This window comes from Polaribacter glomeratus (assembly GCF_002954665.1).
Classification (GTDB): Bacteria; Bacteroidota; Bacteroidia; order Flavobacteriales; family Flavobacteriaceae; genus Polaribacter; species Polaribacter glomeratus.
In genome coordinates this window covers 420,829-438,090 of the sequence record NZ_MSCM01000001.1, presented here as the reverse complement: position 1 = coordinate 438,090, position 17,262 = coordinate 420,829, and the positions used below count along the sequence as shown (strand labels likewise).

The following is a 17,262-nucleotide window of genomic DNA, read 5'->3' as shown; positions in this document are numbered from 1 at the left end:
AAATCATTAACAAGCAAAACAATAAATACTAAAAAACCATCTCAAAAGAGATGGTTTTTACTTTGTAAGTATTTTATAAACAGAACTTACTGTTAGTAATTTCTATACTGTTTGGTTACTTCAAAAACATTTTCTAAAATTCGTTGTTCTACTTCATCAAAAATGATGTCTTTACGTTTCATAACGATATTAGCAACTTCAAACACTTTATCTGTTTTGTATTCTGTAAAGCCAGATGCTCCTCCCCAACTAAAAGACGGAATAAAATTTCTTGGAAATCCGCTTCCAAAAATATTTACAGAAACACCAATAACGGTTCCTGTATTAAACATGGTGTTAATTCCGCATTTAGAATGATCGCCCATCATTAAACCACAAAACTGCAATCCTGTTTTTGCAAAACGACCCGTTTCGTAATCCCATAATTTAACTTCGGCATAATTATTTTTTAAGTTAGAATTATTTGTATCAGCGCCTAAATTACACCATTCACCTAAAACTGAATTGCCTAAATATCCTTCATGACCTTTACTCGAATAGCCAAATAAAACAGAATTATTAACCTCTCCTCCTACTTTACAATAAGGTCCTAAAGTAGTTGCTCCGTAAATTTTTGACCCCATTTTAAGCACTGCATGCTCGCACATTGCAAATGGGCCTCGCACAACAGAACCTTCCATAATCATGGCATCTTTACCTATATAGATGGGTCCATCCGTTGCATTTAAAGTAGCAAAAGTTATTTCTGCGCCTTCTTCTATAAAAATATTTTCTTTGTTTAAAAATCGAGTTCCTTCAGGAATCGGTTGTGATGCTCTACCTTCTGTAATCAAATCAAAATCTTGTTGAATTGCTTTATCATTTAATGAAAAAATATCCCAAGTATTTTTTATTTGAATAATTTCCTCATCAAATTCTATAGGTGTGTACTCTTCAAAATTTACTTCTTCTTGAGAGTCTGATGTAAAAAAAGCAATGACATCTTCTCCCTTAAAAATAGCTTCATTTTTTGATAAATTTTTCACTTTTTCAACCAAAGTTTCAGTAGGACAAAATGAAGCATTTATCAAAATATTTTCATCCAATTCTACCATTGGATATTTTTCTTCTAAATATTCTTCTGTAATCGTTGTAGTTGTTAAGCCTAAATGCATTTCCCACTTTTCTCTAATGGTTAAAATACCAACTCTAATGTCTGCAACTGGTTTTGTGTATGTAAAAGGCAATAACGATTTTCTAACATCGCCATCAAATAAAATATAATTCATAAAAAACTTTTTACAAATATAAATCTTTGTGATTTTTAAAAGGTATTTTTTTTATAAAATCCGATTAAAAAAAACAAAGATTTAGTAATAAACTTAAAATAAAATTTTAAATTTATGAGTTAATGCTTACAAATTAGTTTTTTACAAAACGTTTTGTAATTGAATTTTGACCGTTTAAAGAGGTAATTCTTACAATGTAAATACCATCATTTAGAGTTGAAACTTTTACGGAAGCATCATTTTTTGAGATTTGCTTCGATAACATTTCTTTACCTAATAGATTAAAAACTTTAATATTTAATTTTTCAACATTTTGAATTTGAAAATCTATGGTAAGATTAGAATCCGTTGGGTTTGGATACATATTAATAGTGCCTAACGCGTCAAAAGTATCAATACTTAAAGTTCCTTCTGCCACCACCGTAATAGTCCCAAACATATTACCTGAGTGAGGTGAACACACATAACCATTTGTTCCTATAGAAGTAAAAGTACGTGAAAAAGTTCCTCCTTGTCCAAAAAAGGCACTCTCAAAACTTTCATTCGAAGATGAGTTACTTTTCACATTGTGGTTACCGCCAGAATACCAGTTCCAAGTTACTGTATCACCAACTTCTATGGTTCTGCTAGATTTCGTATTTCCTGTTGCCGATGGGGTAGAGTTAAAACTCCAATCAATAGTAACTGTGCTGGTACTTTGCGCCGAAATACTAATCGCTAGCATTAGAAATAAAATAAAAGGTAATTTTTTAATCATGATTTTAAGTTTTAATTGTTTAACTATTTGTCGTAATTCTTTTGGAAACATTTCAAAATATCTTTCTAAAAATAATAAATTGATTTTAATTACAAACCAAAGAACTTAGTTTTAAGAGAATTTTACAATAAAAACTAGCTAAAAGGGAAAATTAGCTTTTAAAAAGGAAAAAAATTACTTGAAACTTATCGCCTTTTTAATAGTTTAAAAATCATTTCAAAAAAAAAGAGTTGTATTTTTGAAACATGTCAAAAATAAAAGAAGAATTTAAGCACATTAAAGAATCCCAAGTAACAATAACCCAGCTGATGTTACCTTCTCATTCTAACTTTAGCGGAAAAATACATGGAGGTCATATTTTAAATTTGATGGATCAAATTGCGTTTGCTTGTGCTTCTAAACATTCTGGAAATTATTGCGTTACAGCATCTGTAAATAAAGTTGACTTTTTAAACCCTATTGAAGTTGGTGAATTGGTTACTCTAAAAGCTTCAATTAACTTTACAGGAAGAACTTCGATGGTTGTTGGTTTGCGAGTTGAGTCTGAAAATATTAGAACCGGAGAAAAAAAACATTGTAATTCTTCTTACTTTACGATGGTTGCTAAAGATGAAAACGGAAAAAGTGCACCAATTCCTGGGATAATTTTAACTACCAAAAGCGAAATTAGACGTTTTGCTAGAAGTGTAAAAAGGCAAGAAGAAGGTAAAAATAGAACTTCTCGTTTTAGTAGTAAGGTTTTTAAAACCGATGATTATTTATATCTTTTTGAAAGAAGTAACTCTAAAATTGAATTGAAAGAAAATAATTAAGGTGTACTTCCTATCTTCTTTCAATTTAAAAATAAAAGATTAAAAAGTCCTTGATATATTAAAGCCTAAGTGAATATCACCACCAAAGAAATTTCCTGTAGTTTCTGTAATAAAACTCTTTTCAATCATCGTAATTGCGTTTGATAATATAATCTGAAAAACATGTCCTCCTGTTTCTATATCGACTCCAAAAGCTAAAGAATTCCGTGCATTGATCGATGTAGATTCATCAAAAGCATAATAATATTCGCCATTTATAGAAACTCTTTTACTAACTTTTACTCGGCTTCCAAAACCCAATGCAAAAATATCATGCGGATCTGCATCTATTTTTACGGTATTTCTATGCACATACGTAGGTGTTAACTGAAATGATATTGATTCATTTACCTTTCTAGCAATCAAAACCTGACCTACATAAAATAAGCTTTCGGCAAACGATCTTTTATCCGCAGGTTCATAATCTTTAATCGTTTTTACAGCCACACTTCCAAAAAGTGAAACCGCAAACGGAAATGATTTTTCACCTCTTTTTTGCTTTAACAAACTGTATTTTAAATAAGAATCATAGGTTTTTTCAAAACTACTTCTACCAATACCTGCCGTTAAATCATCGCTTAAACCATATTCAAAAGCAAAACGAATATTAGATTGATCTAAGCCAAAAAGTTCATCAAATCCTAAATTTACTCTACCAAATCTGTGAGAAATTATAAATTCTAATTCTTTAGCTTTTCTATTTTCTACAGAATGGCCATTTATAATCCTTGTGCCTTTAAATGTTGAAGTAACAATGTCCTCTTTTTCGTTTACAGTTGTTTCGCTGTCTAAAATAGCTAACAAATCTTGCGAACATAAGTTTACATGTATACTAAAAAAAAAAATAATTAAGAGTAGCTTTTTCATGCTTCTATTTTTTATAGGGTGTATGGTTAAAATTAAAACTTACTTTTATTTGTTTGGCTATATTTTTTTCAACAACAGCAGGAATTTCTACATTAAATTCGTCTAAAACTACAATAAAATCGCCATCAACTAAAATAGTCTCTTTTGTTCTTTTAAAGTTTGCCTCAATTGTTTTTTCTTTGGATATGCCATGAATTGTTAAAACACCTTTTACTTGTAACTTAGTTGCAGTATCTTTTAACGTATCAAAATTTAAAATAACCCCTTTAAAAGTAGCTTTCGGAAACGTATCCGACTCTAAATAATTCTCGTTAAAATGCTCTTGCATTAATGCTTTTTTAAACATAAAGGACTTTATTAAAATAGAAATAGCCATTTTACCAGAAGTAGCATCTACAATACTTAAAACTTGGTTGTTGTCTGCTGTTATATCTTCTATTGGTGCTTTTGAAAAGAAACTTATTGCACCATTTTTTGTTAAATATTGTTCTTGCCCATTACTTATTGCTATAAATAAAAAGAAGCAAAAAAGTGTTGTAAAAATTTTCATAATTGATTAATTTTAATCGTTAATAATTTCGCACTTTACAAGAATCACATCCATTAAATAGCCTGTGCAAATTCCTTTTAAAGTAACGGTTTGCCCAACTTTTAATGAGCTTATATCTTTTGTTGCTTCGTCTGATAAATTACTTAAAACACTACCAAAATCATCATTTGTTTTTAGAGTGATAATGCCTTTTTGTCTTTCTACTTTAATGTCAGAAATAACACCAGTAACCTCAATAATTTTTTCTAAATAAATTGCGTTTGCACTTGTTTCATCCGCAGTAAAATCATTTAAGATTTCTGCCGCTGTAATTGTAATATCCGACGAAGTTTCGCTAACATTTACATGAGGTTTATTGTACATATTATAGGCTACAAATGCTACAATAAGTAGTAAAATTAAAACTGCAATACCAATTTTCTTAGTCTTCATGATTTTTAATTTTAATTATTTAATGCACCGCTGTTTACCCAGCATTTAATTGCTGCAATTTCATCGGTTGTTAAAGTACCACCAATTGGCATTCTTCTGCTTTGTACCTCTGACAACACTGAATTTGCTTTTGAACTTAAAGCAGCATATGAATTTAAATTTGGAAATTGACCGCCATTTGTGCTGTGACATTGAATACAGTTTGCATCAATAATGGGTTTTATGGTTAAAGAATAGGAAACAGTTTCGCAAAGATCATTATTAATTGGTTTTTCATCCAACGGTTCTTCTACATTTGTTAAGCATGCTGTAAAAAGGATAGTAACTAAAAGTAGTAAAAAATGATTTCTAAATCTAAAATTGTTTTTCATGGGATAGTGTTTTTATTTAGGATGTAAAATAACAAAAATTAAAGAATTTTCAAACAATCTAAATGTATGAAAAGGAAAAAAACTGTTTGAAAAGGAAATAAAACTGTTAAAGAGAGTTTTCTTTTGTTGGATTATTGTGAGATTACGATTTACATATTTAACCATTGTTTAAATTCGGCTGCTTTATTTTTACTGATAATAATTTCTTCGGATGTTTTAGATTGTAATAAAATTTTAAGTTGACTCTTACCATATTTTATAATTTTATCGATCGCATTTATGCTGATAATAAATTGTCTGTTTGCTCTAAAAAATAAAGCTGCATTTAAATTTGTAAAAAGATCGTCTAAACTCATGTTTGTAGTTGATTTTTTACCATCAAAACAAACCACATAAGTAATGGTGTTTTCTGTATAGATATAAGCAATTTCTTCTATAGAAATAGGTACTAACTCGTTTCTTATATAGGTAAGAATTCTTTTTTTCTCATTTTCGGCAATCTCTTCTGTTGTTGTTATTTCTGGTATTTCTGCAACTTTTTCTTTGTAAGAAACCAAAGCTGTGTTTAATTTAGATAGGTTTACAACTTCGGATGTTAAAGTGGTATTCTTTAATTCTAATTGTTTTTCATACGAGCTACCAATTACTCTAACAGCCAAAAATGAAAGTAAAATAACCAAAATACCCATAATTAAAAATATAAGATAAAAACTGGTTTTTAAAGTATTCATTTGCGCAGAAATACTTTTAATATTCACATTCGCTGCAACAATTAAATCTGAGTTTTTAATAGGTGAAATATGTATTATTTCCGATACAGATTGATTGTTTTTATGCAGTAACAAATCAAATAAATCATCCGAAGTATTTTTTTCTTTTAGAGAAGACACTAATGCTTCATTAGAATTTACTTGTTGACCAACTTTGGTTTTATCTGGATGAGAAATCTCTTTTCCGCCCCAATTAAAAACACTGATAAACCAACTATCGGTATTTGAATTCTCTATAATTGTTTGAAAACTTGAAATAACATCTTCCTTTGCTATTCCAGATGAAAGTTGAAATTCTATTAGTTTTGAAACCTCATTTGCTTCTCTTTTGCTAGATTCTACTTGAACTTCTATTAATTGATTTGCACTTACTTTTATAAAATAATGTGAGGCAATTACTGCCAAAAATAAAAATATGACTGCAATTGATAAAAAAGTTAAAAAATAAAGTTTGTCTTTTTTCATGGTTTTTTTAAAGAGTTGAAATATACCAAATATTCTTTTCTTTCTAAAAGATAAATTTCCGCTTTAGCACTATTTTTTTCCTTTTCGTGCAGATTTCTATCGGTTAAAAAGATAAAATTCGTTTTCTTTGATAAAGAATCATGAAAAATAAAAAAATTACATTTTTAAGTATTCTCGTTTTACTCCTTTTAATGAGCGGGTACTTTTATAATATTCCACTGTTTAGTTCATCAGAAAAAAACTTGCAAAATGAACTTGCAGAACTCGCTGTTAGTTCTAATGATTTGATAAATGCATATAGCATAAACGAAGAAAAATCTGATCGTTTATATGCAGGCAAAATTATAGAAGTTACGGGTTTTATAAAAGAAATTTCGTTTTTAAACAACAGAAATACTATCATTTTAAATAGCAATACCGAAACTTTTGGAGTAATTTGCGATGTAAACCCAAATCAAGAAGAAAAGATTAAGCTGCTAAAAAAACATCAAAAAATTCGCGTAAAAGGAATTTGTAAAGGTTTTCTAAAAGATGTTATTTTACTTAATTGCTCCATAGATTTAATACCAAATGAATAAATTATTTCCATTATTTTTCCTACTCATTTCTTTTGCAGATTTTGATGTAAAACAAAGTCAATTTATTGCAAGACAGGGTCAAGTTTCCTTTTTTTCTTATACGTCTGTAGAAAATATTGAAGCTAAAAACAATCAAGTTTTAAGTCTTTTAGATATTGATAAAAAAGAAATTGCAATAAGTATGTTAATGCGTGCTTTTGTGTTTAAAAAGGATTTAATGTACGAGCATTTTAACGAAAGTTATATTGAGTCAGACATGTATCCAAAGGCAAATTTTATCGGAAAAATAATTGATTTTGATGCATCAAACAAAGAAACACAAACTAGAATTGTTCGCGGTAAACTTACCATTCACGGAATTACAAAAGAAATAGAGATTAAAACAGCGATTGAAAATACAAAAGGAAACTACAGCATCTCAGGCGATTTTGATATTTCTATAAAAGATTTTCAGATAAAAGTTCCGCCTATTTTATCAAGCAATATTGCCAAAACGATTTCTATAAAATTTACATTTCAATACCAACCTTATGAAGAATAAAAAAATATATCAGCTACTTACAATAGCATTTATGGTTTTCAGTTCTTCTATAAATGCGCAAGATTTATTAGACAAATTGAACGAAGAATTTCCTGACAAACCTGTTTATGAAATCGCCACGTTTAAAACTACCCGAATTGGTTTAGGCCATTCTATAGAAACTAGAAAAAAAGGAGCTTTAGAAATTTCGTTGTATAACCGATATTGGAACATTCCTAATTTTGAAGGACAGCGATTTTTAGCGGATGTTGTAAGTACCCGTTATGGTTTGGATTATTCTTTTTCGGATAATTTCACCTTTGGTTTAGGTTACACAAATCATGATAAAATTACAGACGGATTTGTAAAATACAAACTTTTAAAACAACGCGCAGATTCTAGAAAAGCCTATGTGAGTATTGCATTGCTGCAAACATTTTCTCATAGAAAATTTGAAACTACAGACGGTGGTATTTACGAACCCGTAACTACTTCTTCAAATAATTATGCATTTACAAGTCAGGTTTTAGTGGCTAGAAAAATAAACTCAGAATTATCTTTGCAAATTACGCCTACATTTATCCATAGAAAAGCAAACCCTTTAAACGACGATGCCAACAATCAATTTGCTGTTGGTTTTGGTGGACGACATAAAATTGGCGGCCATGCTTCGATCGTTTCAGAATATTTTTATGTGGCAAATCCTTTAGAATCCGTGGAAACTTATAACGCTTTTATGGTTGGTGTAAATTGGGAACTGAGCCATTTACTGTTACAATTTCAAGTTACCAATGCACGAAATTTTGTAGAAGATACGTTTATCACACAAACAACAAATAACTTTAACGCCAAAGACGGCAATTTTCACTTTGGCTTTAATGCCACTTTTGTACTACACACAAAAAAGAAAAAAATAAAATAAATTTAATTATGATTAAAACAATTCAACTTTTAGGATTTCTATGCTTTATAATTACATTTAGCAATTGTACTTCTGATGATGAACAAATCGATGGAGTTCTTAAATTGGTTACAGATGTTGATGGCAATATATATAACACCCTAAAATTAGGAAATCAAACTTGGATGTTAGAAAACTTAAAAACAACTAAGTACAACGATGGAACAGCGATTACAAAATATACGTTTCAAACATTTGGCAATAATTGGGGAAATTTAGATAACCAAGAAGGACTGTATCAATGGTCTAACACTTCCGATTTAAATAATGTAATTGATCAAGAACTAACTTTTGATTTCTATGGTGCAATGTATAATCATTGGGCAATAGAATCTGGAAAATTAGCGCCCAAAGGATGGAAAATACCTTCGGTTGAAGATTTTAAAGAATTAGAAAGTTATTTAGCCGAAAACGGATATGCAGGTAAAGAAGCCGAAACCTTAAAAACAACTTCTGGCTGGTTACCTTCCTCTGGAAACGGAACAAATGCTGTAGGTTTTAATGCGTTACCAAACGGATATATAAATGCTATTGGAGGCGCAACGTTAGCAGAAGGCATAACCACTTGGGCAACCAGTAGTTTTAATTCGACCAATAAAAAAAGAACCATGATTAACTTATTTAACAAAAAAACGATCTCTTACGAAGAAAACGCTTATCAAATTGGCGCCGGAATTAGATGCATTAAAGAGTAGTTTTTTAAAATGAGTTTTCCTGATGGTGTTTTTGATTAGAAATGTTTAGCCTTGTAGACTCTATATATGAGCTATTATAACGGAGTTTTTATCAATGTTAAGTTCGCTAAAAACTGTTGAAAAAGTTAATCGAAAAGCTATCATTCTTTAAATATTTTTTTTACTTTTAAAGTTAGAAATACAAAAAGAGCAGAAATAAATGGAAAAATTTTAAGTTTTCAAAACCTTAAAAAATCTTCATCCAATAAATAGTTATCGGAATTTAGTAAGTTTATGTATTTTAAAAGACTGAATAAAAGTGGGATTTAATAATAAATAAAACACCCATTTTCTAGCACCTTTTATGGAAAATTGCGGTTTTACCTAAACTAAAGATGTAAACAGAAGTATTCAATAAAAATAGATACGTAAAATGATATGAAAAAAGTAGTATTCTTTGACATGAACGAAACCTTATTAAACCTAAGTTTACTTCAGCAACAGTTTGATAAGCACTTTGATGATGCATATATTCTAAAATATTGGTTCACAAAATTATTACACACTTCAACTATAATGGGAATTATGGACGAATACAGAAATTTTGGAGAATTAGCGGATATGGCTTTAGAAAACCTATTTTTCGAAAATAATAAACCTTTAAGCAGCAAAATAAAAGCTGAAATACTTGGGGAATTTAGAAAGCTACCTGCTTATAAAGATGTTAGACCCGCTCTTAGCATTTTAAGAAATAATAATATGCGTGTTATTGCTGTTTCTAATTCATCTACAGAAATGATAAAAGAACAGCTAACTAATGCAGGAATTATTGACCTTTTTGATTCTTATTACTCTGCAGACAATGTTGAGAAGTACAAACCTTTCAATAACATTTATCATTTTGCAGCAAAACAAGAAGGATTACAACTAGAAAACATTGTAATGGTTGCAGCACATGATTGGGATTTGTTTGGAGCAAAAAAAGCAGGACTTAGCACAGCTTACGTACAACGAAAAGAAGAAATCTACAACCCCTATTATTTACAACCAGATTTTATTGCATCAAATTTATCCGACTTAATCCAACAACTAATTAAAGATAGCCATTAATAGGTTATAAATTGAAGCTCGTAAAGTGATTCCCTAAGATTCTTTATCCATAGAAATTAAAAAAACCAGCATTATAACACAGTTTATAAAAATAATAGTTAGACATTGATAAATTCGAAGATTGTAGTTTTTTAGAACCTTCTGCAACTTAATAAAAAACTGCAAATCATGCCAATACATATTCTTACGCGAACCATTAACTAGAACCTTAAAAAAAAATCTAGATGCCAATAGAAAACATACCTGAAATATACATTAATGACAAAAAAGAAAGTAGCGATTTATTTGTCTATGATTTTAAAATGACCAATGATGTTGTGAAAAGCAAGGTTAATTTAGGCATGAATATGTTTAGCTTTTTACAAGTTGGTAAAAAGCAAGTTCACTTTGCAGGAACATCCGTTGCTGTAAATAAAGATCAATCTCTATTGCTTAAAAAAGGAAATTGGCTTTGGACGGAATTACTTGATACCGAAGCTATTTATTACTGTAAACTCTTCTTCTTTTCTGAAAAGAAACTCACCGATTTTTTAAGTAAGTATACGAACAATATAAAACCATATAAGGAAGATGTGCCCTATTTCGTTATTGAAAATGACGATTATATTGCCTCATTCATAAACTCCTTATCTTCAAACACATTTACAAATCATAATTTTAGCAACGCTTTATTATCTTTAAAATTTGAAGAGATCATGCTGTATATGCTTACTAAATATGATAATAAATTTGAGTTTTATTTGCATTCTTTAATATCAAAAGAGATGTCTCCGTTTAAAAAAGTAGTAGAAAGTAATGTAAATTCCAATTTAAAAGTGGAAGAAATTGCCTTTCTCTGTAATATGAGTCTTTCTACCTTTAAGCGTCATTTTACAAATGAGTACAATGAGCCTCCTGGAAAATGGTTTCAAGACAAGCGCTTACAAAAAGCAAAAGAACTATTGCAAGGAGGTAATTTAAAACCTTCGGATATCTATTTAGATATTGGTTATAACAACCTATCTAACTTTAGCACAGCCTTTAAAAATAAGTTCGGAATAAGTCCAACAGATATTTAAAAATGGGAGCAAAAAACCTAAAATGCTCTTTATTAAGTATTTAATTAATTAAACATAATTTAATTTTTTAAAAAAATAGCACATTGACCTTTTTTCATAAGTTATTGAACTGTATCAGTAAATAAGAAGGTACTAACCCAATATACATTTGCATCATAATTAAACAACGCTTGTTTTGTAAGCGTAATTTAAAAATCAAATTAAAATTTATAATTATGGCAAATGTAACTAAACCTGTATTCAAAGAAAGATACGGAAACTTTATTGGTGGTAAATTCGTAGCTCCTGTAAAAGGTGAGTATTTCGATAACATATCTCCAGTAGACGGTAAAGTATTTACGCAAGCTGCACGCTCAACGCAAGAAGATATCGATCTTGCTTTAGACGCAGCACACGATGCGTTTCCTTCTTGGAGCACAACTTCTGCAACAGAACGTAGTAATACGTTGTTAAAAATTGCACAAGTAATGGAAGATAATCTTGAATACTTAGCAACTTTAGAGACGATCGATAATGGGAAACCAATTCGTGAAGCTCGTGCAGCAGATATCCCTTACTGTGTAGATCACTTCCGTTATTTCGCAGGTGTAATTCGTGCAGACGAAGGAAGTATTTCTGAGCATGACAAAAACACACTAAGCATTGTATTAAACGAACCTATTGGTGTTGTTGGTGAAATTATTCCTTGGAATTTCCCAATGTTAATGTTGGCTTGGAAAATTGCTCCAGCTTTAGCAGCAGGTTGCACAGCGGTTGTAAAACCAGCAGAACAAACGCCTACTAGTGTTATCGCATTAATGGAACTTATTGGCGATATTTTACCAGCAGGTGTATTAAACATTGTAACTGGTTTTGGTGCAGAAGCAGGTGCAGCTTTAGCAACATCTAAACGTATTGCAAAACTTTCATTTACTGGTTCTACGGAAACAGGTCGTAAAGTTTTACACAATGCAGCTGAAAACATTATTCCTGTAACAATGGAGTTAGGTGGGAAATCTCCAAACATTTTTTTCCCTTCGGTAGCAGATCATGACGACGAATTCTTTAGCAAAGCTGTTGAAGGTGCATTAATGTTCGCATTGAATCAAGGGGAAATTTGTACAACTCCATCACGTATTTTAGTTCACGAAGATATTGCTGATCTTTTTATCGAAAGAATGCAAGAACGTTTAAAGTTAGTTGTAAAAGGAAATCCATTAAATCCTGAAACGATGATCGGTTCTCAAGTATCTAAAGCACAATACGACAAAATTTTAGGATATATCAACATCGGGAAAGAAGAAGGAGCTACCGTATTATCTGGTGGAGATGCTGGAAATTACGAAGGCGATATTTCTGAAGGATATTACATCCAACCTACAGTATTGAAAGGAAATAACAAAATGCGTGTATTTCAAGAAGAAATTTTTGGTCCAGTTGCAGCGTTAACAACATTCAGTTCTACTGAAGAAGCTATTGCTATTGCAAACGATACACCTTACGGTTTAGGTGCCGGTGTTTGGTCTCGTGATGCGCACGAATTATACCAAGTACCACGTGCTATTAAAGCGGGTAGAGTTTGGGTAAACCAATACAACACATATCCTGCTCACGCTCCTTTTGGTGGTGTTAAAGAATCAGGATTTGGTCGTGAAAACCATAAAATGGCTTTAGATCATTACCGTGTTGTAAAAAACATGTTAATCTCCTATGACAAGAAACCTGTTGGATTCTTTTAATTCAAAACAATAATTAAATTTCAAGTAAAACCTCAGATTATTCTGGGGTTTTGCTTTTTTAAACTGCTATTATAATACACTACTGTCCGACAAAAGAATCAGGATCGTTTCACTTTTAGAATCAAGAAACAAGACTTGATTCTATCTATTTAAAAAACAGCTGTATTCTAAATAGCAATTGCATTTATTTATCTTTTTAGAAAGAACTCTAAATTCAAGCTAATATTTAAAAACGATGTTAAACTTTACTATTTATTGATATTCCTTAAATTAAAATAGTTCTAACCGCACAACAATGGTTATAATAATAATAATAATAATAACTTTTAACGCTTTATAAGTATAAAAGACATTTCAACTATTTCGATACTTCTGTTGAACTGCCATTATTTGTTCGCTTCTGAATCACTAGCACTTTTGATTGTTGCCGCACTAAACACCTTTAATGCTTTTAAAATTGTTCTTTTCAATTACATTCCAAAAGATAAAGCACATTTGAACAGCGCAAATATAACAACCACGTATCCCATTAAATCGTTGAGAACCTATTTTTACTATAAGTTTATTTACTAGATCTATATATTTAAACATATTACAAACCAAAAAAAAAGCCCTCAATTTCTTGAAGACTTTTATATGATTTAAATTCTTAACACTAATTATTTAGGCATCACAACACTATCAATTGCGTGAATTACTCCGTTAGAAGCTGCTACATCTGCAATTACTACTGTAGACATGTTTCCTTTTTCGTCTTTCAACATTACTTTTCCATCCATTAAAGAGGCTACTAATTTGCCTCCTTGAACTGTAGTAACAGTAAATGCGCCATTGTTTGCTTTTATTGCCACTACAACTGCAGCTGCATCAAATTTTCCTGCAACAACATGGTATGTTAAAATACTTGTTAAGGTTGCTTTATTTTCTGGTTGTAACAAAGTTGCTACTGTACCTTCTGGTAATTTATCAAAAGCAGCGTTTGTTGGTGCAAAAACTGTAAATGGACCAGCTGAACTTAATGTTTCTACTAAACCTGCCGCTTTAACCGCTGCAACTAAAGTTGTAAAATTTTCGTTACTAGCAGCAACACCTACAATATTAGGAGTTTGAACTGTTTCTACAACATCAGCAACCATAGCTACAGTTTCTTCCTTTGCTTCTTCAGTTTTTGATGTTTTACATGACGTAGTTGCAAAAAGTCCGATAATCGCAACAGCCATAAATAAGTTTCTTGTTTTCATTTTTTTTTAAATTTGTGAATTAATATGATACAAAGATAAAAGTAAAGTGTGGTTACTTTTAAAATTATTGTTTAAAGTTTTGTTAAAATTGTTAAACAAAATTACAGTGTTTCAAAAAAGGGTACTTTTTAAAAAGAAAAAACATCCAATTCTAAGTTTAGAATTGGATGTTTATAATATATCAAAATTTGAATTATTACTTATTCAAATACATTTTACGTCTTGCATATAAGTTGTAAAACTCGTCATCTTTTAAACTATCTATAAACAAAATGCTTTCTCCTGTAGATTTCATTTCTGGTCCTAATTTCTTATTTACATTATGAAATTTATTAAAAGAGAAAACTGGCTGCTTAATTGCGTACCCAGATAATTGCGGATTAAAAGTAAAGTCGGTTACTTTATTATGACCCAACATTACCTTCGTTGCGTAATTTACATACGGTTCTTTGTATGCTTTTGCAATAAAAGGAACGGTTCTAGAGGCTCTAGGATTTGCTTCAATAATATATACTAGTTCATCTTTAATTGCAAACTGAACATTTATCAAACCAACAGTTTTTAATTCCCTTGCTATTGTATGTGTATGATCTTTAATTTGTTGCATCACCAAATCACCTAAATTAAACACCGGTAACATAGCGTTAGAATCTCCAGAATGAATTCCGCAAGGTTCTATATGTTCCATAATTCCAATAATATACACATTACCATCCGCATCACAAATTGCATCTGCTTCTGCTTCGATTGCGCCATCTAAATAATGATCTAGCAATAATTTATTACCAGGCATTCTCCCTAATAAATCAACCACATGCTCTACCAATTCTTCTTTGTTGATGACAATTTTCATTCCTTGTCCTCCTAAAACATACGAAGGTCTTACCAAAATTGGGAAATCTAATTCATCTGCTAAAATCAAAGCTTCATCAGCCGTTTCTGCAATTCCGAATTCAGGATAAGGAATATTATTATTCTTTAATAAGGTAGAAAAACTTCCTCTATCTTCGGCTAAATCTAGCGCTTCAAAAGAAGTTCCTATTATTTTAATTCCGTATTTAGTTAACTTCTCTGCTAATTTTAAAGCAGTTTGTCCGCCTAATTGAACAATAACGCCTTCTGGTTTTTCATGACGGATGATGTCATAAATATGTTCCCAAAAAACAGGTTCAAAGTATAATTTATCAGCGGTATCAAAATCCGTAGAAACCGTTTCTGGATTACAGTTAATCATAATCGTTTCGTAACCGCATTCTTTCGCGGCTAAAACTCCATGCACACAACAGTAATCAAACTCAATTCCTTGTCCTATTCTATTTGGTCCAGAACCTAAAACGATAATTTTCTTTTTAGGCGTTACAATACTTTCGTTTGCAATAATAATTTCTCCGTTTGCTGTTTCAATTTCATTCTCGAACGTTGAATAGTAATACGGAGTTTGTGCTTTAAATTCTGCAGCACACGTATCAACTAATTTATAAACTCTTTGAACTCGTAGCTCGTCTCTTTTATTATACACCTGACTTTCTAAACAACCCAACATGTGTGCTATTTGTCTATCGCCATATCCTTTTTGTTTCGCTTCTAGTAATAAATCTCTAGTTATAGTGCCAATTTTATAAGTAGAAATTTCTTTTTGAAGTTGAAATAACTCTTCATATTGTTTTAAATACCACATGTCAATTTTTGTGATATCATGAATCTTGCTCAACGGAATTCCGATTGCAATGGCATCATAAATCGCAAAAACACGGTCCCAACTTGCATTCGTTAATTTTTCTATAATTTGATTGTAATCTGTATATCCTTTGCCATCTGCGCCTAAACCATTTCTCTTAATCTCTAAAGATTGTGTTGCTTTGTGCAGTGCTTCTTGAAAAGAACGCCCAATACCCATTACTTCACCAACCGATTTCATTTGCAATCCTAAAGTTCTGTCTGAACCTTCGAATTTATCGAAATTCCAACGTGGAATTTTCACAATCACATAGTCTAACGTTGGCTCAAATAAAGCCGAAGTAGATTTTGTAATTTGATTCTGTAATTCGTCTAAAGTATAACCAATTGCTAATTTTGTTGCAATTTTTGCAATAGGATACCCAGTTGCTTTACTCGCTAAAGCGGATGAACGCGAAACACGAGGATTAATTTCGATAGCAATAATATCTTCTTTTTCATCCGGTGAAACCGCAAATTGAACGTTACAACCACCTTCAAAATCACCAATAGAACGCATCATATGGATTGCCATATCACGCATTTTCTGGTAGGTTCTGTCCGATAATGTCATTGCCGGGGCAACGGTGATAGAATCTCCCGTATGAATACCCATCGGATCCATATTTTCGATAGAACAGATAATAACAACGTTGTCATTTTTATCTCTAAGCAACTCTAATTCGTATTCTTTCCAGCCCATCATTGCTTTATCAATCATCACCTCATGAATTGGTGATGCTTCTAAACCTCTGCTTAGTAATTCGTCAAAATCGCTTGCTTTATAAACAATTGAAGCTCCTGCTCCTCCTAATGTATAAGAAGATCTAATTACTAATGGAAACCCAAACTCTTGTGCTATTTCTTTTCCTTTTAAGAAAGAGGTTGCTGTTGCTTGTGGCGCCATTGGCACACCAATTTTCAACATTAATTCTCTAAATTGCTCTCTGTCTTCTGTAATATTAATTGCATCGATATCAACACCAATTAACTTTACATTAAAATCTTTCCAAATTCCTTTTGTATCTGCTTCGATACATAAATTTAAAGCTGTTTGACCACCCATTGTTGGTAAAACTGCATCAATTTGAGGATGTTCTTTTAGAATTTGAATGATTGATTTTGTTGTTAAAGGCAACAAATAAATATGATCTGCCATTGAAGGATCAGTCATAATTGTAGCAGGATTCGAATTAATTAAGATGGTTTCTATTCCGTCTTCTCTTAAAGAGCGTAAAGATTGAGAACCCGCATAATCAAATTCACATGCTTGCCCAATAACTATTGGTCCAGATCCGATAATTAGTACAGAATTTAGGTCTTTTCTTTTTGGCATGATAAATAGTTGTGTTTTA

Annotated in this window: 17 protein-coding genes; 8 read left to right on the top strand and 9 right to left on the bottom strand. The window is 30.9% G+C overall.

Annotated elements, in window-relative coordinates; translation table 11 throughout:
* Positions 1 to 92 precede the first annotated feature (92 nt).
* Both BTO16_RS01840 and BTO16_RS01835 read right to left on the bottom strand, forming a co-directional pair.
* Positions 93 to 1,268, bottom strand: a complete 1,176-nt coding sequence (locus BTO16_RS01840) for a GlmU family protein (protein ID WP_105019968.1) — start codon at positions 1,266 to 1,268, stop codon at positions 93 to 95.
* 133 nt (positions 1,269 to 1,401) lie between these two features.
* A complete protein-coding gene (locus tag BTO16_RS01835) occupies positions 1,402 to 2,025 on the bottom strand; it encodes a T9SS type A sorting domain-containing protein (protein ID WP_170064399.1) in 624 nt (207 codons plus the stop codon).
* Positions 2,026 to 2,270: 245 nt separating this feature from the next.
* Here BTO16_RS01835 and BTO16_RS01830 point away from each other — a divergent pair, with 245 nt between their 5' ends.
* On the top strand, positions 2,271 to 2,837 hold the full coding sequence (locus BTO16_RS01830; RefSeq protein WP_211298189.1) for an acyl-CoA thioesterase: 567 nt from the start codon (positions 2,271 to 2,273) through the stop codon (positions 2,835 to 2,837).
* 39 nt (positions 2,838 to 2,876) lie between these two features.
* On the opposite strand, the gene BTO16_RS01825 is transcribed toward BTO16_RS01830, so the two are convergent.
* From BTO16_RS01825 to BTO16_RS01805, 5 genes are all read right to left on the bottom strand, one after another.
* Positions 2,877 to 3,743: a DUF5777 family beta-barrel protein gene (locus tag BTO16_RS01825; RefSeq protein ID WP_105019966.1), complete on the bottom strand. Its 867-nt coding sequence runs from the start codon at positions 3,741 to 3,743 to the stop codon at positions 2,877 to 2,879.
* Between the two features lie 4 nt (positions 3,744 to 3,747).
* A complete protein-coding gene (locus BTO16_RS01820; protein WP_105019965.1) occupies positions 3,748 to 4,293 on the bottom strand; it encodes a YceI family protein in 546 nt (181 codons plus the stop codon).
* A gap of 12 nt (positions 4,294 to 4,305) precedes the next feature.
* A complete protein-coding gene (locus tag BTO16_RS01815; protein ID WP_105019964.1) occupies positions 4,306 to 4,725 on the bottom strand; it encodes an OB-fold protein in 420 nt (139 codons plus the stop codon).
* Between the two features lie 11 nt (positions 4,726 to 4,736).
* Entirely contained in the window at positions 4,737 to 5,096 is a 360-nt protein-coding gene (locus tag BTO16_RS01810) for a c-type cytochrome (protein ID WP_105019963.1), read from the bottom strand.
* Between the two features lie 149 nt (positions 5,097 to 5,245).
* Positions 5,246 to 6,331: a LytR/AlgR family response regulator transcription factor gene (locus BTO16_RS01805; RefSeq protein WP_105019962.1), complete on the bottom strand. Its 1,086-nt coding sequence runs from the start codon at positions 6,329 to 6,331 to the stop codon at positions 5,246 to 5,248.
* 140 nt (positions 6,332 to 6,471) lie between these two features.
* Between BTO16_RS01805 and BTO16_RS01800 the strand changes: the two genes are divergently transcribed.
* From BTO16_RS01800 to BTO16_RS01770, 7 genes are all read left to right on the top strand, one after another.
* Positions 6,472 to 6,909 (top strand): OB-fold protein, encoded by a 438-nt coding sequence (locus BTO16_RS01800; RefSeq protein ID WP_105019961.1) that lies wholly within the window; start codon positions 6,472 to 6,474, stop codon positions 6,907 to 6,909.
* On the top strand, positions 6,902 to 7,450 hold the full coding sequence (locus tag BTO16_RS01795; protein ID WP_105019960.1) for a YceI family protein: 549 nt from the start codon (positions 6,902 to 6,904) through the stop codon (positions 7,448 to 7,450). The genes BTO16_RS01800 and BTO16_RS01795 overlap by 8 nt, the downstream gene beginning before the upstream one ends.
* The gene (locus tag BTO16_RS01790) at positions 7,440 to 8,351 is read left to right on the top strand and encodes a DUF5777 family beta-barrel protein (protein WP_105019959.1); all 912 of its coding nucleotides are present in this window, start codon (positions 7,440 to 7,442) and stop codon (positions 8,349 to 8,351) included. The genes BTO16_RS01795 and BTO16_RS01790 overlap by 11 nt, the downstream gene beginning before the upstream one ends.
* An 8-nt stretch (positions 8,352 to 8,359) precedes the next feature.
* Positions 8,360 to 9,085 (top strand): fibrobacter succinogenes major paralogous domain-containing protein, encoded by a 726-nt coding sequence (locus tag BTO16_RS01785; protein WP_105019958.1) that lies wholly within the window; start codon positions 8,360 to 8,362, stop codon positions 9,083 to 9,085.
* Between the two features lie 417 nt (positions 9,086 to 9,502).
* Positions 9,503 to 10,174, top strand: a complete 672-nt coding sequence (locus tag BTO16_RS01780) for a haloacid dehalogenase type II (RefSeq protein ID WP_105019957.1) — start codon at positions 9,503 to 9,505, stop codon at positions 10,172 to 10,174.
* Between the two features lie 224 nt (positions 10,175 to 10,398).
* On the top strand, positions 10,399 to 11,232 hold the full coding sequence (locus BTO16_RS01775; RefSeq protein ID WP_105019956.1) for a helix-turn-helix domain-containing protein: 834 nt from the start codon (positions 10,399 to 10,401) through the stop codon (positions 11,230 to 11,232).
* A gap of 215 nt (positions 11,233 to 11,447) precedes the next feature.
* On the top strand, positions 11,448 to 12,950 hold the full coding sequence (locus BTO16_RS01770; RefSeq protein ID WP_105021471.1) for an aldehyde dehydrogenase family protein: 1,503 nt from the start codon (positions 11,448 to 11,450) through the stop codon (positions 12,948 to 12,950).
* Positions 12,951 to 13,609: 659 nt separating this feature from the next.
* On the opposite strand, the gene BTO16_RS01765 is transcribed toward BTO16_RS01770, so the two are convergent.
* A complete protein-coding gene (locus BTO16_RS01765; protein ID WP_105019955.1) occupies positions 13,610 to 14,191 on the bottom strand; it encodes a fasciclin domain-containing protein in 582 nt (193 codons plus the stop codon).
* Between the two features lie 196 nt (positions 14,192 to 14,387).
* Positions 14,388 to 17,243, bottom strand: a complete 2,856-nt coding sequence (gene carB / locus BTO16_RS01760) for a carbamoyl-phosphate synthase large subunit (RefSeq protein WP_105019954.1) — start codon at positions 17,241 to 17,243, stop codon at positions 14,388 to 14,390.
* Positions 17,244 to 17,262 lie beyond the last annotated feature (19 nt).